Here is a 22364-nt window from a genome sequence, read left to right on the forward strand (position 1 = left end):
ACCCTAAAAAAAGGTACATGTAATGCCCTAATTTGCTTGACGTGCGAGGTATTTTATATACCCTTATCACCATGACACAGACATACAGCATCAACGTCAGGCCGAGGCCTTCGGGCTTTGCCGATCACCGGGGCGCCCGCTACACCGGCTGCCCGAACTGCGGCAGGGCGCTGTCGATCGCCGAGGTGATCGAGCGCCATTGCGAAGATTGCGGTCGGCAGACCGACCCGGAGGAGATGCGGCAGGCCGTGAACCTCGCCCGTTCCTTGCCGATCATCATATCCGACAGCCTCACTCCTCCCTGACGGCTATCGGTCGCCGGCGTCGCCGCTCCTCCCTCGGCGGCGCCGGCATCTCCAGGACGCGACGCGTCGCGGCCACAGGGCGGCAGCCCTGGGAGACGACGACCGGAGCCCTTGCTCCCGCAACAGAGCGGGCTCCTGATGTCAGCAACGAACAAGAAAAATCAAGGACGGCCGGGGCCGGCTTTGCCGGGAGCATCCGGCCGCGTCCTGGGGAAAGAGGATCACGCGATGAACATCGCCCCAGCCCGTCAGGGCATTGAGATGAGCGCCCTCGCGCTCTTCCGCACCGGCCGCGACTATATCGAGATCTCAGCCATTCTCGGCATGTCGGTGCCTGAAGTGGAAACGCAGATCCACCGGCTGCGCAGCGCCGAGAAGGGCGACACGGCCCAAGAGGATTACGCCGCCGGCAAGGTCCGGCGGTTTGCCCGCCGCCCCGCCCGGCCGGGCGCCCCGGTCAATTTCGCCGGCGCGCGGCGCAGGCTGCGGGTCTGAGTGGGTGAGCGGAAAGGGATGCGCATGGAAAAGGAAATAATGGACAAGGACATCATGGAGATCTTGAGCCCGGTGCTGGGGCAGGAGCTGGCGGCGGCGATCATCGAGCATCGCAGCCGCACGCTGAAGAAGCCGCTGACGGCTTATGCGGCGAAGATCCAGGTCAAGGAATATCTGAAGACCGGCAACCCCGTCGACGCCGCCGAGATGCAGATCCTGCGCGGCTGGCGGGCGATCAAATCCGACTGGTATTTCAATGAGAAGGCGAGGGAAGCGGGATCGGCCGATGCAAACACGGGCAGAAGGACATTGGTCGATGCCGCAAGAGATTTCCTCTCCGGTGACGATCATAGCGGGGATGCTTTCGGGCTTTCCGGCCTCCGCCGGCACTGATCCGGACATGCAGATCCGCGCCTATCTCGTCGCCATCGACGGCATTCCGGCCGAGGCGGTCTGGCGCGCCGCCAAACTGTTCCTGTCAGGCAAGGTCAGGGACCATAACCGCGCCTTCGCCCCGAGTGCCGCGAGCTTTGCCGAAGCGGCCCGCCAGCAGCAGGCGGTGATCACGAGAGAAAACCGGCCGCCGATCGAAAGGCGGCCCGAACCGCCGCAGCCGAAGGTCGCGGCCTACAAGATGCAGCTGCTGAGGCAGGCGGCGAACGGCAGCCTCAACGCCAGGCGGCAGCTCGCCAGCATGTTTCCCGACAACCCGGTCATCGCCAAGGCCGCACGAGACGCACAGGAGACGGTGGGATGAGAGAGCTGTTCTGGACGGAAGACAAGATCGCCGAGGCGCAGAAATTCTGGCAGGCGGGCTTTTCGGCGCGCGAGATCGCCGAGCTGTTCGGCTCGAAGAAGAACACGGTCATCAACATGGCGCATCGCAACCGCGACCGGTTTCCCGCGCGCCAGGATGCGCTGAGGCCGCCGCCCGGCATTGCGGCTGCCGCGCCGATCCGCCATCCCGACCGGGTGACACGGGTGACGCTGTCGGGCGCCCATGTGACGATGCCGCGCGTGCCGACCATCGACGGGCCGGCGCCATGAGCGCCGTCACCCCGCGCGAGCGCGAAATCATCGGCTGGATGGCGGCGGGCAAGACCGCCGCCGAGATCGGCGCCATCCTCGCCATCTCGCCGATCACCGTCAACACCCACATCGCCAATGCCAAGGCGAAGCTCGGCGTCTTCAAGGAGACCGCCCTGGTCGCCGAAGCGCTCAGAAACGGCATCATTCGATAGGAAGGACATCAGATGGGCGGCAAGGCCACCAAGGTGAAGATACAGCGGGTAAACAAGGGCGCCGGCCGGCCGCGCAAGACAAATGTCGAGCGGTTTCCCTGCGGCAAGATCAAGCCCTTCGAGACCGAGAAGGACAATGTCAGCGTGGCGGTCGCCGCCCGCCGCCGCATCCACGGCTTCACCAGGACGGTTGATGACGAGACGGTCAGGAGCCCCTATGCCGGCTACACCCTCGGCCGCATGTTCCTCGATGGCGCCATCACCGACGAGCAGCGCCAGGCCGGCGACGACTATGCCGAGGCCATGGCCCGCTACCACAAGACGACGGGCATCCCGGCGCCGAGCCCGAGGGCGCAATCGCTCTTTGCCGTCAAGGGCCATGAAGGCGAGGTGACCGAAAGCCTCGCCGAGCGCGCCCGCAAGGCGAGCAACCGGATGATGGCGCTGCAGGCGATCCTGCTTGCCTGCGAGGACGGCCCGCAGGTGCGGAGCACCGTCTATAACGTCGCGGTGATGGACTACGAACATCTGCGCCACATGCCGCCGCAGCAATTGCTGTGGCTGCGGCGCGGGCTGATCGCGCTGCGGAAGTCGAAGGGTGGGTGAGCGTTCTTCTGCACGTGGGGCGGTATCGCACCGGCCCCCACACCCGTCCTCGGGCTTGACAGAGGACCCATGCCGGCCTCGCCGCCGGCGGTCCTGGATTCCACGCTCAAGGCCTGGAATGACGGAGGGTGGGGAGGGGCATCGGCAAGAGGCGCAACGCTGCTGCTGTTCTCGCACCATCGCTGGATTTGCCTCGGAGCTCACCCCACGCTCCGTCGTCCTCGGGCTTGACCCGCGGACCCATGCCGGCCTCGCCGCCTGTGGCCATGGATTCCAGGCTCAAGGCCTGGAATGACGGAGGGCGGGGAGGGGCATCGGCAAGAGGCGCAACGCTGCTGCTGTTCTCGCACCATCGCTGGATTTGTCACGGAGCTCACCCCACGCTCCGTCGTCCTCGGGCTTGACCCGCGGACCCATGCCGGCCTCGCCGCCTGTGGCCATGGATTCCAGGCTCAAGGCCTGGGATGACGGAGGGCGGGGAGGGGCATCGGCGGGAGGCGCGACGCTGCTGCTGTTCTCGCACCATTGCTGGATTTGTCACGGAGCTCACCCCACCGTCGTCCTCAGATTGGCCCCTCACCCTAACCCTCTCCCCGTTCTGACGGGGAGAGGGGACGTGCCCTGCGAGAGGCTGGCGAGAGACGGAGAGGTCGCGACTTGTCCCCTTCTCCCCGCGCGCGGGGAGAAGGTGGCGGCAGCCGGATGAGGGGCAGGTCTCGCCGATCTCCCATGCCGGCCTCGCCGACTGGGGCGATGGATTCCAGGCTCGGGAGGGCTGTCATCAGGACGCAGCGCCTGCGAACCCGCGGCAGGCGGGAACCGACGATGCCCTTCGATTGTTAGGAAGCGCACAACTGAAATCGCCGGAGGCATCCATGAACCCGAAAAGCACCTTGAGCATTGCCGGCCATCCGATCCACCCGATGTTGATTCCGTTTCCGGTCGCCTTCTTCGTCGGAACGCTGGTCACCGATATCGTCCACAGCCAATCCGATAATCCATTCTGGCCGGCGGCGTCGAACTGGATGCTCGGGGCCGGTCTCGTCATGGCGGCGCTGGCAGCGCTCGCCGGACTGACCGACTTTTTGGGCGATGATCGCATTCGCGCCCTGCGGGATGCCTGGCTCCACATGATCGGCAACGTGGTCGTCGTTCTGATCGAGGCCGTCAGCCTCTGGCGCCGGCTCGTACAGGGCCCGGATTTCATCGTCCCGACCGGGCTGGTGCTGTCTCTGCTCGCCGTTGCGCTTCTTTTGTTCAACGGCTGGAAGGGTTGGGAAATGGTCTACCGCCACCGGGTCGGCGTCAAGGACGAGACCGGCAATTCGACGCGGTGAGGGAATTCAGGATGGAGCGGCCTCACGCCGCCGCGGCAGCTGTCATGGCTGCCGGAGTCGATGTGCCGTCTTGATGGGATAAGAGTGGGCCGCACAGAGTATCGAAGTGCATGGCTGTGTTGTTAGCACCTCCGCACGGCCCATAATCCTTACGATCGGCGGGGCATCTTGTTCCCGCGCCGATCAAATATTTGATCAGCCGCGTCAGGCGCAGATAGCAGCCGTTCACCTCCAGCGGCGTTCAAAGAACTTCGTCTTGATACCGAGCGAGAGAAGAGCAAACATCAGGGCGAAGCCGGCATAGCGGTGGATATAGCCGGTCGCCAGAAAAACCAGCGCGATGCCGCTGCCGCAAATGAAGCCGAAGCGGAGCGAATAGGGCTTGCCGTTTCCTCCCCATCCAAAAGCGATGCTCATGATGAGCCACACCAGGACGATGAAGGTGGGCATCCCCCATTCGGACAGCCAGAACGACCGGAACAGGACACCCGACATCGCCAAGAAACAGCCCAGAATGAGCAGAGGTATTTTCACTTTCCACGTCATGCTTTCACCAGCGAGAAGAAAAGGAAACGCGTCGTCGACAGGCGGAAGGCCTGCGGAAAAACGGATGCGAGGGGCTGCCGGGTCGCAGACGCTATCGAGCGGAAAGCCGGATGCCACCACCGTTTCATTGTTGTGTTCCGATCGTGAAGGTCGCCATCACCGACCCGCCTGTGATCCAGGCTTCTTTGCCGTCCGGGGAGAAGCCGAGCGTCGGGCTGGCCCAGCCGGGCATTTCAAAGCGCTGAAGAACGGAACCATCCGTCATCGATACAAGGGTCACGTATTCCTTTTCGCTTTGCATCGTTATGAGAGCGTAGCGGTTATCGGGGCTGATGGCGGGGACACGACTGATGGAGAAGTCATCGGCTTTCCCGGTTATCGACCAAATCAGCCGACCCGAGACCACCTCCCTTAGCTCTGCGATCATTCCCGACTGCGGCGTCGGCGGCGGACAGGGGTTTCCGAACTCGCAAATCAAACCGGTTGCGCTGAGGTTCCCCATGATCAGCACATTGTTTCCGTCCATGGAAAGCGCGTAGCGCGGATGCATTATCTTGTTGTGGATCGGCAAAATCCTTGGCTTTTTGCCTTGATCCCAGAGCATCCAGATGTCCGGACGCCAGGCGGTCAGCACACGTAGCCGGCCGCTCCGGTCGATCCGGGAAGACGCCGCGACAAAGCGCCTATAGTCAGGCGGCGTTGGGATCGTCGCAAGTTCAACGGCATCCAGGACGCGACCCGCCTTGGCGTCGACGAGAGCGATCGTCGGGTGCGGGTCTTCATGTTCGGGATTGTAGTAGGAACCCCGGGTGCCGAATGTTGTGAAGGCCAGGCCGGTGCCGCCGATCCAAAAGATTTCGTCCAGCGGTCCATTCGGATGGGTGAGAACAGGCAAAGGCGTTTGGCCGCCGGTCTCGGTGAACAGGTACGGTTGCAGGCCTCCGAGCGCGAAGCCCGAACGGTCTTTGTCTTGGGCGACGCCGAGGACCGCAGACGAGTCGGGCAGCCATTCGAAGGGCACGATCGGCGTCCAGAGGGAGCTGAACCCATGCATCGGGAATGTGTAGTTGGCACCGGCCCGATCAATGCTGCCGACCCACAGCCCTTTGATAGCGTGAGAGGTAAAGGCCTTGCTTCCATCGGGGGACAGGTAAACCGGGTAGCCGTCGTGGAAGATCGGAAGGCAGCGTATGGCCGACAAATTCATTGGCCCGGCAGGTCTGGGCTCGAGCGACTCGATGGTCTTCGTCCAGTCGCCTGTGCAGCCGATCAATTCATGAGAAGCCATCGCGGCTGAAGCAAAGCTTATGCTGAGCGCCGCCAGCAGGGTGGATATGAACAAGGCCTGCTCTCCGATCTCGCTGGACGGGATCATACCTGCAAAGCCATAAGGGAATGTAAAACGCGCTGGTTGCATTCGATATAACCAGCCACCACACCAGAATTGCACCCGTTCCGGCGCGGCCGGACGATCAAGGATCGCAACCCGTGCTTTCGTCGTGCCGATCGGAAAAGATCGACTGTGGGCCCGCCACCGCGATGAAACCGCCGCGGTGGCGGCATGGCCGGAAAGCGGCCGCCGTTTTGATCAGAGGATGAAATCCGAACTCGTCAAGCCCAGGTTTGTGCCTGTCAAGACGATCGTCGTTTCGTCGGTATTCGTGTCTCCGTTGCTATCGAAGTGAAGGATCGTGTTGCCGCCGCTTTCCGTGTACCAGGCACTGTGAGCCGTCGCCGTCGTTCCACTCCAGGCGAAGGCTTGATCACCGGGGGTGTTGGGGTTGGCCGTGTACGCGTCGACCCCGCTCACATCGATCTTGTCAAACCCATGGTGGAAGTCAAAGATCGTGTCCGGGGCGCCGGACGTGCTGTCGCCGGTCGTAAACACAAATGTGTCATTGCCGGAGCCACCCCAAAGGCTATCCTGCTCGGCGCTGCCATTGAGCGTGTCGTTGCCGGAGCCACCATACAACGTGTCCAAGCCCTGGCTTCCGATCAGTATGTCGTTGCCCGCCTGGCCGTAGAGCGCATCGGCCCCGTTGTTTCCATTCAGCGTGTCGTTGCCTGCCTGGCCGTAGAGCGTATCGCCAGAGTTGCCGCCGCTGATGGTGTTGTCCGCCGCATTTCCGACCTTGATATCGACACCGTTGGTTTCGCCCCAGTTTGTCGTAGTCGCGGTCGCTGTGTCGGTATCATGGTCATTGCTCGTATCGCTGTCGCTTTCGAGCACGTCGGTGATGCCGAGATGGAAGTTATGCGAGGCATCCGGCGTGCCGCCGACCGTTGCATCATTCACGTTCACGGTCACGTCGTAGCCGGCCTTCGCTTCGAAGTTCGCGCCGCCGTTGAAGTACAGCGCGCCGTTCAAGATGGTGAATGACGCGGAGTCACTGCCAGACAGCGACAATACGTTGTTTCCGGAATCGACATCCGTCACCGCAATATCGGCAACTTTGATCACGCCCCCATTTTCGGGCGTCGACGTGACGGTGTTCGACAACACAACCGCCGTCGGCGCGTCGTTGACCGCCGCCAGCGTCAAGCTCTGGCTGGCCGGCACATTGCCGCCATGGCCATCGATGACGGTGTAGCTGAGGCTGACCGGGCCGTTGTAGTTGGCGTCAGGCGTAAAGGTCCAGGTGCCGTTATTGTTGTTGACCAGGGCGCCGTGATTGGCGGTCAGGCCGGCGACCGACAGCTGGTCGCCATCGACATCGCTGAAGCCGGCCAGCAGATCGGCGGCGCTGATGGTGTAGGGGGTGTCCTCGCTGCCTGCGGCGAGCGTCGCCGCACTGCCGCTGAGGACGGGAGCGTCGTTGACCGCCGCCAGCGTCAAGCTCTGGCTTGCCGGCAGGCTGCCGCCGTTTCCGTCGGTTACGGTATAGCTGAGGCTGACCGGGCCGTTGTAGTTGGCATCCGGCGTGAAGGTCCAGGTGCCGTCATTGTTGTCGACCAGGGCGCCATGGTTGGCGGTCAGACCGGAGACCGACAGCTGGTCGCCGTCGACATCGGAGAAGCCGGCCAGCAGGTCGGCGGCGCTGATGGTGTAGGGCGTGTCCTCGCTGCCGGCCGCCAGCGTCGCCGCACTGCCGCTGAGGACGGGGGCATCGTTGACCGCCGCCAGCGTGAAGGTCTGGCTTGCCGGGACACTGCCGCCATGGCCGTCGATGACGGAGTAGCTGAGGCTGACCGGGCCGTTGTAGTTGGCGTCAGGCGTAAACGTCCAGGTGCCATCATTGTTGTTGACCAGGGCGCCGTGATTGGCAGTCAGGCCGGAGACCGACAGCTGGTCGCCGTCGACATCGGTAAAGCCGGCCAGCAGATCGGCGGCGCTGATCGTGTAGGGGGTGTCCTCGGTGCCGGCCGAAAGTGTCGCTGCATTGCCGCTGAGGACGGGGGCGTCGTTGACGGCCGCCAGCGTCAAGGTCTGGGTTGCCGGCACACTGCCGCCATGGCCGTCGGTGACGGTGTAGCTGAGGCTGACCGGGCCGTTGTAGTTGGCATCCGGGGTGAAGGTCCAGGTGCCGTTGTTGTTGTTGACCAGGGCGCCATGATTGGCGGTCAGGCCGGCGACCGACAGCTGGTCGCCATCGACATCGCTGAAGCCGGCCAGCAGGTCGGCGGCGCTGATCGTATAGGGCGTGTCCTCGCTGCCGGCCGAAAGTGTCGCGGCACTGCCGCTGAGGACCGGGGCGTCGTTGACGGCATCCAGCGTGAAGCTCTGGCTTGCCGGCACACTGCCGCCATGGCCGTCGATGACGGCGTAGCTCAGGCTGACCGGGCCGTTGTAGTTGGCATCCGGCGTGAAGGTCCAGCTGCCGTCGTTGTTGTTGACCAGCGCGCCATGATTGGCGGTCAGGCCGGAGACCGACAGCGGATCGCCGTCGACATCGGTGAAGCCGGCCAGCAGATCGGCGGCGCTGATCGTGTAGGGCGTGTCCTCGGTGCCTGCGACGAGCGTCGCCGCATTGCCGCTGAGAGCCGGGGCGTCGTTGACGGCCGCCAGCGTGAAGGTCTGGGTTGCCGGCACACTGCCGCCATGGCCATCGATGACGGAGTAGCTGAGGCTGACCGCACCGTTGTAGTTGGCGTCAGGGGTGAAGGTCCAGGTGCCGTTGTTGTTGTCGACCAGGGCGCCATGATTGGCGGTCAGGCCGGAAACCGACAGCTGGTCGCCGTCGACATCGGAGAAACCGGCCAGCAGATCGGCGGCGCTGATCGTGTAGGGGGTGTCCTCGGTGCCTGCGACCAGCGTCGCTGCACTGCCGCTGAGGACGGGGGCGTCATTGACCGCATCGAGCGTGAAGCTCTGCGTCGCCGGCACACTGCCGCCATGGCCGTCGATGACGGTATAGCTGAGGCTGACCGCACCGTTGTAGTTGGCGTCAGGCGTGAAGGTCCAGGTGCCGTCATTGTTGTTGACCAGGGCGCCATGATTGGCGGTCAGGCCGGCGACCGACAGCTGGTCGCCATCGACATCGCTGAAGCCGGCCAGCAGATCGGCGGCGCTGATGGTGTAGGGCGTGTCCTCGGTGCCTGCGACCAGCGTCGCTGCACTGCCGCTGAGGACGGGGGCGTCGTTGACTGCATCGAGCGTGAAGCTCTGGCTTGCCGGCACACTGCCGCCATGGCCGTCGATGACGGCGTAGCTGAGGCTGACCGGGCCGTTGTAGTTGGCGTCAGGCGTAAACGTCCAGGTGCCGTTATTGTTGTTGACCAGGGCGCCGTGATTGGCAGTCAGGCCGGCGACCGACAGCTGGTCGCCATCGACATCGCTGAAGCCGGCCAGCAGGTCGGCGGCGCTGATCGTATAGGGCGTGTCCTCGCTGCCGGCCGAAAGTGTCGCGGCACTGCCGCTGAGGACCGGGGCGTCGTTGACGGCATCCAGCGTGAAGCTCTGGCTTGCCGGCACACTGCCGCCATGGCCGTCGATGACGGCGTAGCTCAGGCTGACCGGGCCGTTGTAGTTGGCATCCGGCGTGAAGGTCCAGCTGCCGTCGTTGTTGTTGACCAGCGCGCCATGATTGGCGGTCAGGCCGGAGACCGACAGCGGATCGCCGTCGACATCGGTGAAGCCGGCCAGCAGATCGGCGGCGCTGATCGTGTAGGGCGTGTCCTCGGTGCCTGCGACGAGCGTCGCCGCATTGCCGCTGAGAGCCGGGGCGTCGTTGACGGCCGCCAGCGTGAAGGTCTGGGTTGCCGGCACACTGCCGCCATGGCCATCGATGACGGAGTAGCTGAGGCTGACCGCACCGTTGTAGTTGGCGTCAGGGGTGAAGGTCCAGGTGCCGTTGTTGTTGTCGACCAGGGCGCCATGATTGGCGGTCAGGCCGGAAACCGACAGCTGGTCGCCGTCGACATCGGTAAAGCCGGCCAGCAGGTCGGCGGCGCTGATCGTGTAGGGGGTGTCCTCGGTGCCTGCGACCAGCGTCGCTGCACTGCCGCTGAGGACGGGGGCGTCATTGACCGCAGCCAGCGTGAAGCTCTGCGTCGCCGGCACACTGCCGCCATGGCCATCGACGACGGCGTAGCTGAGGCTGACCGGGCCGTTGTAGTTGGCGTCAGGCGTAAACGTCCAGGTGCCGTTGTTGTTGTTGACCAGGGCGCCGTGATTGGCGGTGAGGCCGGCGACCGACAGCTGGTCGCCGTCGACATCGCTGAAGCCGGCCAGCAGATCGGCGGCGCTGATGGTGTAGGGCGTGTCCTCGCTGCCGGCCGCCAGCGTCGCCGCACTGCCGCTGAGGACGGGGGCATCGTTGACCGCATCGAGCGTGAAGCTCTGGGTCGCCGGCACACTGCCGCCATGGCCGTCGATGACGGTGTAGCTGAGGCTGACCGGGCCGTTGTAGTTGGCGTCAGGCGTAAAGGTCCAGGTGCCGTTATTGTTGTTGACCAGGGCGCCGTGATTGGCAGTCAGGCCGGAGACCGACAGCTGGTCGCCGTCGACATCGGTAAAGCCGGCCAGCAGATCGGCGGCGCTGATCGTGTAGGGGGTGTCCTCGGTGCCGGCCGAAAGTGTCGCTGCATTGCCGCTGAGGACGGGGGCGTCGTTGACGGCCGCCAGCGTCAAGGTCTGGGTTGCCGGCACACTGCCGCCATGGCCGTCGGTGACGGTGTAGCTGAGGCTGACCGGGCCGTTGTAGTTGGCATCCGGGGTGAAGGTCCAGGTGCCGTTGTTGTTGTTGACCAGGGCGCCATGATTGGCGGTCAGGCCGGAAACCGACAGCTGGTCGCCATCGACATCGCTGAAGCCGGCCAGCAGGTCGGCGGTGCTGATCGTGTAGGGGGTGTCCTCGCTGCCTGCCAGCGTCGCGGCATTGCCGCTGAGGACCGGGGCGTCGTTGATGCCGTTGATCACAACCGTCAGCGTGCCGACGCTGAGCGTGCCGTTCGACATCTTGATCGTGTACTGGATCGTGTCCTTGAAGGTTTCTCCCGCATCGAGCGCGTTGATCTGCGCGCTCAGACCGCCTGCGTCATAGTGGATCTTGTTGTCATTGCCGATCCAGAATGTTGCTCCCATCTGGCTGGTTTGGCTGAAGCTGATGCCCACGCCGTCCTGGATCAGCAGGTCCTTGTTGTAATCGACGAACGCCTTGTTGGTAACGGTGATCGCTGCCCCTCCGTCGTCGTTCTTGACGCCGTCATCCACCGAATAGATCGTCGTCTTCACGCCGCCGCCGCTTGCGGCCAGAACGTCGAACGTGAACTGAAGGCTGCCGTCCTCGGTGCCGGATTGCGTCAGATCGGCTGCCGCGCCTGAATTCGAAAACGTGACGGTCGTGCCTGAAACTGTCGTAGTCGCCATTACAAACTCCCCCCAGTGATACTGCGAACGACGGAGATGTTCGCCGCCAATCGTTATTGTTACGCGGGCGCGCCCACGCGTCCCCCGACGCAATCGCGTGATAAACATGCCAGTCTGGAAGGTATATTATATTTTTACCAACTGTAAGTCATGAAATACATATAATGCCGTCAACTATACAATAGAGTTAATTTGCTTGTGGATATATTGATCCACCAATGCATGCGATTACTTGTGCGTGCAATAACGTCAACCTGCACTTGGTTCCGCAGCGCGGCTCAACTCTTGGAGGATGTAAACGGGGAAGGATGCGAGGGTCTGGGGGACTATCCGTGTCGACGCGGCGATGGGCGCTGGACGATCGAAACACCACTACCTAAAAGGGATGAGGCCCATTCCACCTCTTGCAGGAGAAGAAAATGAAACGCATCGAGGGAGACGTGAGCGGCGGCTGCCAGTGCGGCGCCGTGCGCTACCACGCAAGCGTCATGTTCGACAATTCACATCTCTGCCATTGCCGCATGTGTCAGAAAGCTTCGGGCAGCATCTTTGCCGCGCTCGTCGCCGCGCCCGATGATGCGCTCACCTGGACACGCGGCAAGCCGAGCGTGTGGAAAAGCTCGGAGCTGGTCGAGCGCGGCTTCTGCGCCAATTGCGGCACGCCGTTGTTTTTCCATCACCTCGAAAACGGCCGCACCAACCTGATGATCGGTTCGCTCGACGATCCCAACGCCTTCCCGCCGCTGGCCAATACCTGCACCGAGAACATGGTGACCTGGTTTGAGACGATCACGGGACTGGAAAATACCGGGGCGACCGAAACCAACGGCGCCGATTGGGCCGCGGCGATCAAGGCGAGCAACAACCAGCACCCCGATCACGATACCGCTTCCTGGGCGGTGCGGGGGCGTGACGGCTGAATTCCGAAGGCCGCTGCCGCCGCGGCGTGTCATTGTCCGCGTTTGCTCGGGCCTGCAGTGACACGTTGCTTCGATGGCCGGCGGAACAGGCTCGCCGGCATGCCCTCTATCTATTCGCGCACGCATACGCTGGTCAGGCGGCTGACAGGCGCTAGATTAGCGGGGCAGGGAACTCGCGGGTGGTAACGGCGTTCCCTGGATATCTTGTTCCGCTCGGTTGTCGGCGACATCCCAGCCTCTTTCAGGTCCGTATGACGACACAGCAGATCATCGCATTTTCTGTCATCGGGCTGATGATGGCAGTCTTCATCTGGGATCGCTTCCGCTACGATGTCGTTGCCTGTTGCGCGCTCGTTCTGGCGGTCGCGACGGGAATCGTCCCACCGGAAAAAGCCTTCTCCGGCTTTTCGGACGACATCGTCATCATCGTTGGCAGCGCCCTGATCGTGAGCGCGGGCGTGGCCCGGTCGGGCATCGTCGATGCCGCCATCAAGCGATTTTTCCCAAACCTCAACACGTTTCCCACCCAGCTCGCGCTGCTGACGATCGTCGTGGCGTTGCTGTCTGCCTTCATCAAGAATATCGGCGCGCTCGCCATCATGATGCCGGTCGCCTTTCAGTTCGCCAGGAAATCCGGCGCTTCTCCCTCGAAATACCTGATGCCGATGTCATTCGCCGCCCTGCTCGGCGGACTGATGACGCAGGTCGGCACGTCCCCGAACATCGTCGTATCCCGGCTGCGGGAGGAGATGACGGGAACGTCCTTCACCATGTTCGACTTCACGCCGATCGGCGCAATCCTGACGGTGGTTGGCATCACCTTTCTCTTGTTCTTCCACTGGTTGGTGCCAAGCCGCACCAAGCAGGACCACGCCATCGAAGATGTCGTGGAGATCAAGAATTACACCAGCGAAGTCGCAATCACCGGCCAGTCGACGCTGCTCGAGCGGGCATTGAGCGACCTGGTGAAAGCAGGCGATGGCGAGGTCATCGCCACGGCCGTGCTGCGCGGCGGCACCAGGATGGCGCCCTTTCCTGATCTCACGCTCCGCTTGGACGATATTGTGATGCTGGAAGGTCCCTCGGCGGCGATGGACCGCATCGTATCACAAGGCAAATTGAAGCTGTCCGGCAAGCCGCTGACGAAAGAGGGCCAGCCGGACACTCATATTATTTCGCTCGAGGCGATCGTCAGCCAGGACTCGTCCCTCGCCGGTCTTTCTGCCAAGGAGCTGGCGCTTTCCTACACGCGCGGGGTCAACATTCTGGCGATCAGCCGGCGCGGGGAGCGCCTCAAGGAACGGTTGGGCAGCTTGACCCTCGGCGTCGGCGATGTCCTCCTTCTGCAGGGCAGCCGGGCAAGCCTGGCCGCGCTTCTGCAGGATTTTGGCCTGTTGCCGCTCGCTCAGCGCGAGGTGATGCTCGGCACCCGGCGCCGCGCCTTCATTCCGCTTCTGATGCTGGCGCTCGCCATGGCAACGACCGCCGTCGGCCTGGCGCCGGTTGCCGTGGCCTTCTTTGCAGCGGCGCTGGGCATGGTTGTCTTCCGGGCCATTCCGCTGACGGATATCTATAAAGCGGTCGACGGGCCGATCCTGGTCATGCTCGCCGCCCTTATTCCCGTCTCGGATTCCTTGCGCACCTCCGGCGGCAGCGACCTGATTGCCGGCTGGCTGGGTGCGGTGGCGATGAATCTGCCGGTATGGGCTGCGCTCGGCCTGATCCTGGTCAGCGCCATGGCTGTTACACCCTTCCTCAACAATGCCGCGACCGTTCTCGTCATGGCGCCGATCGCCGCCAGTTTTGCAACCGGTCTCGGCTTCAGGCCGGAAGCCTTCCTGATGGCCGTGGCAATTGGCGCGGGCTGCGACTTCCTGACCCCGGTCGGCCATCAATGCAACACGCTTGTCTTCGGCCCCGGCGGTTACAAATTCTCCGATTACCCACGTCTCGGCCTGCCGCTGTCGGCATTGATCATCCTGGTCAGCGTGCCCGCGCTGCTCTTCGTCTGGCCGGTGAAATAGACCGCTGGGACGGCAGCCGCGGGGACGGATTTGGATCCGATTGCCGCCTTCCCCGGTCAAACCGAAGGGCTGGCATCCCTAGCCAGGATAAGGCGAGATCCTGCTCCGGCAGAATGCTTCAATCTAACCCGGAACGGCTCTAACGCTGGGCAGCGGGGGATGGGATTGTCAGGCTCAGGACACGAGAGACGGCTTGCTCTACCGACATGGCAGAGGTGTCTAAAATCTCGCATCCACGCGCTCGCGCCTCCTCTCTGAGATAATTCGCCCAGTTCATCATCTCGGGATTGGCGAGTTCGGGCTGTCGCCGGTCGACAATCAGCCGAGTTGCTCTTGTGCTATCATTGCAGTCGACAAGTATCGGAACATAGTCCTGCCAAGCTGCGGCGACCGCCCCTTCAGCCAAGAACGAAAGCCGTGTCTGGCCTTCAAAGACGATCCTTCGTCCTGTCTTGGTAATTTCGGCGATCCTCTTCATCCATTCGACCGTCTTGGCAAACTGCCAGGCTTCCCCTGATCCGTACTCCCTTATCATCTCCTCAGCGCTCGGCACGCCTATCGTGTCAAAGAAGAGAACATCCGTATTGTCGGGAGAGCGCTCGGCGATTGCCTGAGCGATGGTTGTTTTGCCGGAACCAGACGCTCCAATCAATATAACTGCGGGCATGGTGTCCTCGATAACTTCTAGACGGCTGTCGATGTCCTATCATCACATTGAGAGACTTGAAGATCGCTCGAGCATGGGATGCCGCGGTCGGAAAGAGCTGGTGGATGCCCGGTCTGGCCGATCCTGCACTCAAACCGCTTGTTTGAAAACGCATGGACAGGAAGCGCCCGGGGAGGGCGTTTGCCCTCCCCGGATTTGATCAGGCGACCTCGGTCGCGAAACGCTGAAACAGCGGTTTCAGGCGGGGGTGGCGTGCGGCCGGCGGCGGATGAATTTCGATCGCCCGGCCGGACTTCGCCTCGCGTCGCAGCCATTCGCTGATGGTTTCGGCGCTGGTGTGATCCATGTAATGGAGGTCCTCGCCGACAATCTTGACCTTGCGGCCCTCGGGCAGCTGCTCGAGCGTGTTGAGCAGAATGGGCACATCCTTGCAGGTGGCTGCGCCGCCGAGCCGGAGATGGATCTCCTCGTCGATCTCCGCGTGCCTGATCGCGAGTTTTCGCCTGAGGTAGGGCACGATCTCGATGAGCGACAGCGCCAGGCCCAGCGCGACGCCGACCAGCAGGTCCTGCAGGACGACCATGGCAACGGTCGCCGCCCAGATGCCGACCGGAACCAGTCCATGATGCTCGAACAGGTGGCGGACATGGCGCAGGCTGATCAACCGCCATCCGGTGACGAGCAGGACTGCGGCGAGGGCCGACAAAGGCACCAGGGTCAACAGGCTTGGCGCCAGCGCCACCAGGCCCAGTATCCAGGTACCGTGCAGGATGGCGGAGGCCCGCGTGCGCGCGCCGGCCTGAATGTTGGCCGAGGAACGGACGATGACGCCGGTGATCGGCAATCCGCCGAGCAGGCCGCAGAGGCCGTTGCCGACGCCCTGGGCAAACAGCTCCTTGTTGAACCCGGTGCGCACGCCGTCATGCATCCGGTCGACGGCGGCGGCCGAAAGAAGCGTTTCGGCACTCGCGATGACGGCAATCATCACCGCCATGAGAATGACGCCGGGCTCCAGCAAGCGGGCGAAGTTTTCCGCGGTCGGCAGTGTGATGCTGTCGACGAGCGAGGCGGGGACCTCGACACGCGCGATCGGCAGCTGCAACGCGGCGGCAAGGACCGTCGCCGCGGCGACTCCGACCAGCGCTCCCGGAACCAGCGCAAGGGATTTCGGGCGGCACTTCTCCCAGCACACCATGGCCAGGAGAGATATGAGCCCGATCTTCAGGGCGGTTGCCTCGCTCGTCAGGCCAGTCCCCCAGAGACGGGCGAAACTGTCCTCGATCGCCGCGACGTTCTCCATGCCGCCGGCAGCAGGCTTGGCATCCATCAGTACATGAATCTGCCCCAGGATGATCAGGATTCCGATACCGGCGAGCATGCCGTGAACGACGGCCGGCGAGATCGCCCGGAACCAGGAGCCGACCCGCAGGAACCCGCCGGCGATCTGCAGGAAACCGACGGCGATCAGGACGGGAGCGAGCATGGCGACGCCATAGTCCTCGACGAAGCCGAAGACGATGACGGCAAGTCCGGCTGCCGGTCCGGAGACCTGCAGCGGCGAGCCCGACAGGAAGCCGACGACGATGCCGCCGATGATCCCGGAGATCAGGCCCATCGAGGCCGGCACGCCGGAGGCGATTGCGATCCCCAGGCACAGTGGAATGGCGACGAGGAAGACGACCAGCGAGGAGGCGAGGTCGCGCGAAAAACTGGAGCTCACTGCTGTCATGGCGTTACTCCGCGGCAAGCGTTGCTGCGATTTGCGCCATGACATGCGGCCGATCGCGGCCGGTGATCGCAACCGGCAGCGGCTCTCCCTCCTGCGGCACCATGAAGGTCGCTGTTGCCCCGTCATAGACCTGGACTTCGCCAGTCTCGATGTCGAAGAACCAGCCATGCAGGGTGATCTCGCTGGTGGCGAGTTTCGCGGCCACGGAAGGATGCGTCTTCAGGTGATCGAGCTGAACGACGACGTTTTCCATCGCCACGGCGCGCACGCGATCACTTTCGGAAAGATCGTCCGGATAGGCCCGGCAGACGATCGAATAGGCGGCATGGCTGTGGCGCAGCCAGGCTGCGACATTCGGCATCGGCTGCAGCAGCTCCGGAGTGCACAGGCCCTTCATTGCGCCGCAATCCGAATGGCCGCAGACGACGATGTCGCTGACGCCGAGCGCCAGGATCGCATATTCGATGGCGGATGAAACCCCGCCATTGAGCGTCGAGAACGGCGGCACGATGTTGCCGGCATTGCGGCAGACGAAGAGATCGCCCGGACCGGCCTGCGTGATGGTTTCGGGCATCACCCGGCTGTCGGCGCAGGATATCATCAGAGCCTGTGGTTGCTGGCCTTCCCTCGCCAGCTTGCGGTAAAGCGCCGACTGGTTGGGAAAAACCGCGCCGCGAAAACTGGAGATACCTTTCAGGAGATCACCCATTGTTCGGATCCTCTTTCTGGCCGGACGTCGGACTGGCAGGAGGAGTGTCTCTTGTCCGGCGGGTTACAGAAGCGATTCGTTCGCAGGTGCGAAAAGAACAGCAAAGAGTGTGCGGTGCAACCAGCCGCTGCGAGATCGTGATCAACAACACGTGAGGAGGGTACCGAGATCCGACGAGGGCTGGCCATTCTTCCGGCTGGAACGCAAGGTGAGCAATGCGTCCTCACGTCGGCCACAGGCGATCTTTGCCTTCGCCCGGAAACTGACGCCGTGAAAATGTGGAGGCAACGGGGGATCGGGGCGCTCGCAATCGTCGGGATAGGGGCGTCGGCTATCACCTTCATCGTCACAAAGTTCGGCGCCGCGATGATTGCCTGGGCAACCAGCCGGTGACTGATCATTACTGGTGCAAGGGTTCAGGATAATAAAAAAGCCCCACCAGAGGGCGGGGCAATTGAGTTTTACCGTACATCCGGCACCGCGAACCGAGGGGCACGCGGCGTAAAGAAGGATGACATAGTTCTCAAAATGATCAATTCACCTTAACTTATTAATTCAACTGCTGATCGCATTTAAGGCTGCAATGGTTCTGAAAGTCGTGAGGAATAGCACAGGAAGTAACACCGTGCGATGCCGCTGCCTCGCGCCCGAGCTAGGTCGTCCTTGCGAGACCTCCCGCCGAAGGTCCGGACAGCAAAATGCCCCGCCAGGACGGGGCATTTTGTATAAGCTGATACCAGCCCTATCAGCTATGCTGCCGCAGCGAGGGGAGCGGCCGATCATAAGAGTGGCACAGTCCGGAAAATCGTCAATTTACCTGTATTTGCTAATCCTACTGCGCCTTGCGGCGGCCAGTCAGACCTAGGTCCGGCTTTTCGGTGGGCGCGATGCGGCTTAGGTTTTTTTAGTCCTTGTTGAAAGGAACATCAGGGAGGTTTTAGCAATGTTGCTGAACTCCAGTCAAAACCTCCCTGATGACTGGCGCTGCGGAGCCTGTTCTCCGTCGACATCAACTCGACTTAAGACCTCAGGTCCACCGTTTCTGACATTGCTTATGCGGCGCGCAATCGGCCACATCGTCATCACTTCGGCATCGAACGGCTGCAGCAGGTCGCGTGGGTCGGGGTCTGCGGACAGCCAACGCTCATAATCCTCGGGACGAAGCACGACCGGCATTCGATTGTGGATTGTCGAGATCATGCCGTTCGGTGCACAGGTTGCGATGGCGAAGGTACGGATATCGATGCCGACCGGATGGCGCCAAACTTCCCAAATGCCTGCTAGGGCGAAAGTCGACCGGTCCTTCAAAGCGACAGCGTGCGGCTGGTTGCTCTCGCTCCAGTCAATAAAGCCACTGACCGGTACCAGACAGCGGCGCGACCGGTAAGCTTCCCGGAACATGTGATGAGTGGCTATCGTGTCGACGCGTACGATTGCCGGCGCTTGTCGGCGTGGGTCCATCCACGTCGGCATGAAGCCCCAGCGGGCGATAGCGAAAGCTGGGCTCGATCCATCTTGGATGATGATGTGGTAAACTTCGGCCGGAGCGCCATTGTAACGAGGGAGGCGATCACCGAGGTCATCGACCTTATCCCGCTCAGCAAAGCTGAAACTTTCCGCGAGTTCGTCAAAAGACTGACTTATGTAGACGCGACGACACATGCGCTGGTCTCGTATGGGATCGACCTTCGATAAGTGGCGTTAATGAATCTCAATCAATATCGACCAAAACAAGGCATTGCCCGTCGTCCCCCCGCTGCCTAGCAACCCTTTTGCTCAAGGCTCGGGAAATAAACGCAGCTTGGCATCCACCGCTGCCAGCCGAACCAGGTTGCGTCTTGATCGCCGGCTCTCGTCAGGGGGCTCAACCTGCGGAATGATCTGCAGGTCGAATTTCGACCTAACCGGTGGATCTGAATATTGATCGCTTCCCGTTATCGTCGCGGAGCCAGACTCCTGTTGTAGGCAGCGCAGCCCCTTTTTGAGGATACGCTGAACTACGAAAAACGGTTCGCTTCGTAGCATCGACCAAAGAAGCATGACCGACAATGATGAACACTTGGCTCGGCGGAACTGCCAGTAGGCATATTTCCGAGTGGCGTTCATCGCACTTCGGGCAGCGTAGTGGGGCAGATGAGGATTTGCGGCGAGCGAACGCCTGACAACTTCCAGGGCGCCCTTACCCATCTGCAGGTGATTTGATGACATGTTACCAGGGTACTGACGGTACCCAACCAGGCGTTCCGGGATGACTTCGACAAGATAGCGCGCGGCCAGCCTAAGTTCGAAATCGAGGTCTTCGCAGCCGCCAATTCCTGCTACTGCATATGAGGAATCAAACCCGCCAATCTCAATGGCAACACCCCGACGAACAAGAAGCGCGCTTCCATTGCCAACGTATTTGAAGGTGAGATGCCGGGCGTAGATATACCCTCTCGCAACATGGGAGCCGTAGGAGCAAACGATCTCATCGTCTCGATTGATTATATGGTGCAACACATAAACAGCAGCCCACTCCTGGGATAACCTGTGGAGCGCATTTACCTGCTTCTCGATTTTCGTCGGGTGCCAGAGATCGTCCGCGTCGAGAAACGCCACATATGGGCCTGATGATGCTTCGATGCCGGTATTTCTCGCCGCCGCGACGCCTCGATTTGACGTGGACAGGAGGCGAATTCGAGGATCCACCGCGGCCATTTTCTCGACCAATCTTGCCGTATCGTCCGTAGAGCCATCATTGACGACGATGATCTCGAGATTCGCATAAGTCTGTTGCACTGCGGATCGAAGTGTTCGCTCGATGTATGGTGAAGCGTTGAAAGCGGGGACAACCACCGACACTAGTGGCGCGCTCAGGTGGACAGTTTCCCCGCGATCTTCAGCTGAACAAGAAGCCATACAAGATCTCTAGGTTGTTGCCATGTACCCAGACGCTGCAGAGAGAAGACGGTAAACTCTTCGCACAGTCCATCAGGGCACCACCGTTTAGCGCGCAATAGGGCAGCAGCGGAGCAAGATAGCGTTGTTGCGGGCGACGTGAAAGAGACTTTAGTCCGGTGCGTGATAGGGGCGCCGGCGCTCCTTCATCATCGCCGTGTGCGGCGTTACGCTCTGCAGCCTCGAGCTTTCTTCTGAGCGCCTGCTCTTGCTCATAGCTTTTGTACGGGAAATGCTCCCAGCACCACCAGCGGACGGGGATCGCCCTGGATGGGCTGTGACCGAAGCCGCCCCACTTCTTGCAGCCGGCCTCCTCGCAATAGTGCTCGAAGTGAACATTGGCACCGGGCGCGGTCGAGTGGTTTGTGATGCTCATTTGCTCAAATCAAAGCGAGTTGCGGGTTTGCTGCGGTCAATGGCTCCGCGGACGGCAGCAGGACTACCCTGTCATCCGCCAGCGGTCGCTGCAGACTGCTTGCCTCTTCCCATGGGGCACTGAGCCACGTCTCGATATCTTCCTGGCTTCCAAGGATGACAGGCATAGCCTTTTGATGGACCGGCGCCACGATCGCGTTGGGCTCAGTGGTGAGAAAGCCGAACAGGTCGGTCGTGATCAGTCCTTCCTTGATCTTCCGCACGCACGTCCATTGCGGCACCCATAGCCCAGCGAAGAACATTAGGCTCTCGTCGGGCGCGCCAAACCAGGCATTCGGCATCCTGCCGCCGTCAGGCTTATTCGCCGGATCAGGTTCGGCAAAGCAGGTGAACGGGACCACGCACCGGTTCTCGACGCCGAGCCAGCGCTTCCAATGCTTGCTGCTCACATTGCGGACATTCGTCGTGCCGCCGTCTGGTTCCATCCTCAAAAGTTCGTCGAAATCGACTGGCTTTCCCTTTTTGCGCAGCCCGTCAGCGCGTTTGGTCGCTGCATCGAATAGAGCCTTCGAAGAGCTCGGAAGCCCCCAGCGGACGTTGGCGAGTTCCCGCCCGTCGCGGGTGTTGCGGACGATCGGCGCCATTCTGTCCGGCCAGATCTCTTGCTGCGGCTCCATGTTGCCGGTGCTGTCGATCATCGCCCGCGTGATCGCTCGGATGGCCTGCTGGTTGCTCATCATCCGGTATAAATTGCACACATCACCCTCCCTCGGCGTCCACACGCCTTTTCTGCTCACTTCGTCCGTATCGATGAATTGACCGTTCCAACGGTCCCTGAATTGCGCCGCAGCTTCGCGACTTCCGAAACAGAAAACAAGATACTGATCCCATTCGACCGAAGCGGAATAGAACTTGGAAGCCTGGTCTATGGCGGTCGCAGAGCTGATTATCTCGCCTCGCTGGCGGAAGTGGTGAGCATGTTCGCCGGCTTGATAATTGCCCCAAAAGATAATCACGTGATGGGGCAGGAGGGCGTTCAGGCGCCAGCGGGCGAGGGGATTATCGCGTCGATCGGCCATTAAAGAACTCCATCTTCCCAGATCGGCTTCTTGAGCGTGGTGACCTTGATCAGACGCCGCACCTCGAGCTTGCCGTATTCAGAGCCCCACAATTGAACAACCTTGAGGACCATATAGTCCGACCGATCGCAGCGCTGGCAATGGAAGCGGCTTGCCATTCGATCGAGGCTGACGTTCTCGGTCAGCTTCAGAAGATCGTGCGGAAAGTATCGGTGCGTCCTTCTGCAAAACTGACAGGTGACTTCCAGCAACTGGCCGGCGTCGGCTGCGTCGCTCAAGCTCCAGCCGCGCAGCTTCTTGGCATAATTCATTTCCGGCATTGTCAGTCTCGGTCGTATCTCGGCCGCCACCCCCGGGTGATCCCTCGGCCCATTGCGCCTTCTGTCAAAACTAGCTGCCAGCGAAGATGGCGGATGTCATTCAGGAGGGTTCCGATCGCTGCTTGTGCATCGCCCCGGTGATAGGCGAGCACCTCCGCAATCTCGTCATCAACCATAGCTTCGCCGATCGGCTGCTCGCGCATAACCGTGCTCCATTCCTTCAGTTTTCAGATTGGCGGCCGCCTCGCCGATGTTCTTATTATGTT

General features: G+C 61.9%; 22 protein-coding genes and 1 pseudogene. 11 read left to right on the plus strand and 12 right to left on the minus strand.

Annotated elements, in window-relative coordinates:
- The first annotated feature begins 71 nt into the window (after nucleotides 1-71).
- The 8 genes from EFD56_RS28685 to EFD56_RS28725 all read left to right on the plus strand — a co-directional run bounded on the left by EFD56_RS28685 (nucleotide 72) and on the right by EFD56_RS28725 (nucleotide 3984).
- Nucleotides 72-305: a hypothetical protein gene (locus EFD56_RS28685; RefSeq protein WP_097603666.1), complete on the plus strand. Its 234-nt coding sequence runs from the start codon at nucleotides 72-74 to the stop codon at nucleotides 303-305.
- A gap of 228 nt (nucleotides 306-533) precedes the next feature.
- The gene (locus tag EFD56_RS28690) at nucleotides 534-800 is read left to right on the plus strand and encodes a hypothetical protein (protein ID WP_126906913.1); all 267 of its coding nucleotides are present in this window, start codon (nucleotides 534-536) and stop codon (nucleotides 798-800) included.
- A gap of 24 nt (nucleotides 801-824) precedes the next feature.
- The gene (locus tag EFD56_RS28695) at nucleotides 825-1193 is read left to right on the plus strand and encodes a hypothetical protein (RefSeq protein ID WP_097603668.1); all 369 of its coding nucleotides are present in this window, start codon (nucleotides 825-827) and stop codon (nucleotides 1191-1193) included.
- Nucleotides 1159-1557, plus strand: a complete 399-nt coding sequence (locus EFD56_RS28700; protein WP_041683566.1) for a hypothetical protein — start codon at nucleotides 1159-1161, stop codon at nucleotides 1555-1557. The genes EFD56_RS28695 and EFD56_RS28700 overlap by 35 nt, the downstream gene beginning before the upstream one ends.
- Nucleotides 1554-1847, plus strand: coding sequence for a GcrA family cell cycle regulator (locus EFD56_RS28705; RefSeq protein ID WP_016734508.1), 294 nt, complete (start codon nucleotides 1554-1556; stop codon nucleotides 1845-1847). Before EFD56_RS28700 ends, EFD56_RS28705 begins: the two co-directional genes overlap by 4 nt.
- Nucleotides 1844-2041, plus strand: a complete 198-nt coding sequence (locus EFD56_RS28710) for a response regulator transcription factor (protein WP_004678189.1) — start codon at nucleotides 1844-1846, stop codon at nucleotides 2039-2041. Before EFD56_RS28705 ends, EFD56_RS28710 begins: the two co-directional genes overlap by 4 nt.
- 12 nt (nucleotides 2042-2053) lie before the next feature.
- Nucleotides 2054-2647, plus strand: a complete 594-nt coding sequence (locus EFD56_RS28715; protein WP_012483005.1) for a hypothetical protein — start codon at nucleotides 2054-2056, stop codon at nucleotides 2645-2647.
- Between the two features lie 875 nt (nucleotides 2648-3522).
- Nucleotides 3523-3984 carry a DUF2231 domain-containing protein gene (locus tag EFD56_RS28725; protein WP_004675970.1) on the plus strand — a complete coding sequence of 154 codons (462 nt, stop codon included), beginning with the start codon at nucleotides 3523-3525 and terminating at the stop codon, nucleotides 3982-3984.
- A 225-nt stretch (nucleotides 3985-4209) separates the two neighbouring features.
- Here EFD56_RS28725 and EFD56_RS28730 read toward each other — a convergent pair whose 3' ends face one another.
- From EFD56_RS28730 to EFD56_RS28740, 3 genes are all read right to left on the minus strand, one after another.
- Complete coding sequence (locus tag EFD56_RS28730) at nucleotides 4210-4647, minus strand: hypothetical protein (protein ID WP_225881789.1); 438 nt, start codon at nucleotides 4645-4647, stop codon at nucleotides 4210-4212.
- 7 nt (nucleotides 4648-4654) lie between these two features.
- Nucleotides 4655-5947 carry a YncE family protein gene (locus EFD56_RS28735; RefSeq protein WP_245440651.1) on the minus strand — a complete coding sequence of 431 codons (1293 nt, stop codon included), beginning with the start codon at nucleotides 5945-5947 and terminating at the stop codon, nucleotides 4655-4657.
- 171 nt (nucleotides 5948-6118) lie between these two features.
- On the minus strand, nucleotides 6119-11338 hold the full coding sequence (locus EFD56_RS28740) for a cadherin-like domain-containing protein (RefSeq protein WP_164736877.1): 5220 nt from the start codon (nucleotides 11336-11338) through the stop codon (nucleotides 6119-6121).
- Nucleotides 11339-11757: 419 nt separating this feature from the next.
- On the opposite strand from EFD56_RS28740, the gene EFD56_RS28745 reads away from it, so the two are divergent.
- Entirely contained in the window at nucleotides 11758-12258 is a 501-nt protein-coding gene (locus EFD56_RS28745; RefSeq protein ID WP_126906915.1) for a GFA family protein, read from the plus strand.
- A 251-nt stretch (nucleotides 12259-12509) separates the two neighbouring features.
- Nucleotides 12510-14282: an SLC13 family permease gene (locus EFD56_RS28750; RefSeq protein ID WP_126906916.1), complete on the plus strand. Its 1773-nt coding sequence runs from the start codon at nucleotides 12510-12512 to the stop codon at nucleotides 14280-14282.
- Nucleotides 14283-14421: 139 nt separating this feature from the next.
- On the opposite strand, the gene EFD56_RS28755 is transcribed toward EFD56_RS28750, so the two are convergent.
- The 3 genes from EFD56_RS28755 to EFD56_RS28765 all read right to left on the minus strand — a co-directional run bounded on the left by EFD56_RS28755 (nucleotide 14422) and on the right by EFD56_RS28765 (nucleotide 17387).
- Nucleotides 14422-14949 (minus strand): AAA family ATPase, encoded by a 528-nt coding sequence (locus EFD56_RS28755; RefSeq protein ID WP_126906917.1) that lies wholly within the window; start codon nucleotides 14947-14949, stop codon nucleotides 14422-14424.
- A gap of 199 nt (nucleotides 14950-15148) precedes the next feature.
- Complete coding sequence (locus EFD56_RS28760; protein ID WP_126906918.1) at nucleotides 15149-16678, minus strand: SulP family inorganic anion transporter; 1530 nt, start codon at nucleotides 16676-16678, stop codon at nucleotides 15149-15151.
- Between the two features lie 4 nt (nucleotides 16679-16682).
- Nucleotides 16683-17387 carry a carbonic anhydrase gene (locus tag EFD56_RS28765; protein ID WP_126906919.1) on the minus strand — a complete coding sequence of 235 codons (705 nt, stop codon included), beginning with the start codon at nucleotides 17385-17387 and terminating at the stop codon, nucleotides 16683-16685.
- A gap of 186 nt (nucleotides 17388-17573) precedes the next feature.
- Between EFD56_RS28765 and EFD56_RS33530 the strand changes: the two genes are divergently transcribed.
- A complete protein-coding gene (locus EFD56_RS33530) occupies nucleotides 17574-17780 on the plus strand; it encodes a DUF1515 family protein (RefSeq protein ID WP_281040062.1) in 207 nt (68 codons plus the stop codon).
- Between the two features lie 567 nt (nucleotides 17781-18347).
- Here EFD56_RS33530 and EFD56_RS28775 read toward each other — a convergent pair.
- The 6 genes and pseudogenes from EFD56_RS28775 to EFD56_RS28800 form a co-directional block, all read right to left on the minus strand.
- A complete protein-coding gene (locus EFD56_RS28775) occupies nucleotides 18348-19049 on the minus strand; it encodes an SOS response-associated peptidase (RefSeq protein ID WP_126906920.1) in 702 nt (233 codons plus the stop codon).
- A gap of 114 nt (nucleotides 19050-19163) precedes the next feature.
- Nucleotides 19164-20285, minus strand: a complete 1122-nt coding sequence (locus tag EFD56_RS28780) for a glycosyltransferase family 2 protein (protein ID WP_126906921.1) — start codon at nucleotides 20283-20285, stop codon at nucleotides 19164-19166.
- Nucleotides 20286-20496: 211 nt separating this feature from the next.
- A pseudogene (locus EFD56_RS28785) lies at nucleotides 20497-20700 on the minus strand (hypothetical protein); the annotation flags it as partial.
- Nucleotides 20701-20704: 4 nt separating this feature from the next.
- Nucleotides 20705-21457 carry an SOS response-associated peptidase gene (locus EFD56_RS28790; RefSeq protein ID WP_126906936.1) on the minus strand — a complete coding sequence of 251 codons (753 nt, stop codon included), beginning with the start codon at nucleotides 21455-21457 and terminating at the stop codon, nucleotides 20705-20707.
- 320 nt (nucleotides 21458-21777) lie between these two features.
- Nucleotides 21778-22098 (minus strand): hypothetical protein, encoded by a 321-nt coding sequence (locus tag EFD56_RS28795; RefSeq protein ID WP_016735584.1) that lies wholly within the window; start codon nucleotides 22096-22098, stop codon nucleotides 21778-21780.
- Between the two features lie 2 nt (nucleotides 22099-22100).
- On the minus strand, nucleotides 22101-22301 hold the full coding sequence (locus EFD56_RS28800; protein ID WP_010008245.1) for a hypothetical protein: 201 nt from the start codon (nucleotides 22299-22301) through the stop codon (nucleotides 22101-22103).
- Nucleotides 22302-22364 lie beyond the last annotated feature (63 nt).

Origin of the sequence: Rhizobium phaseoli, assembly GCF_003985125.1 — a bacterium.
In the GTDB taxonomy this organism is placed as follows: Bacteria; Pseudomonadota; Alphaproteobacteria; order Rhizobiales; family Rhizobiaceae; genus Rhizobium; species Rhizobium phaseoli.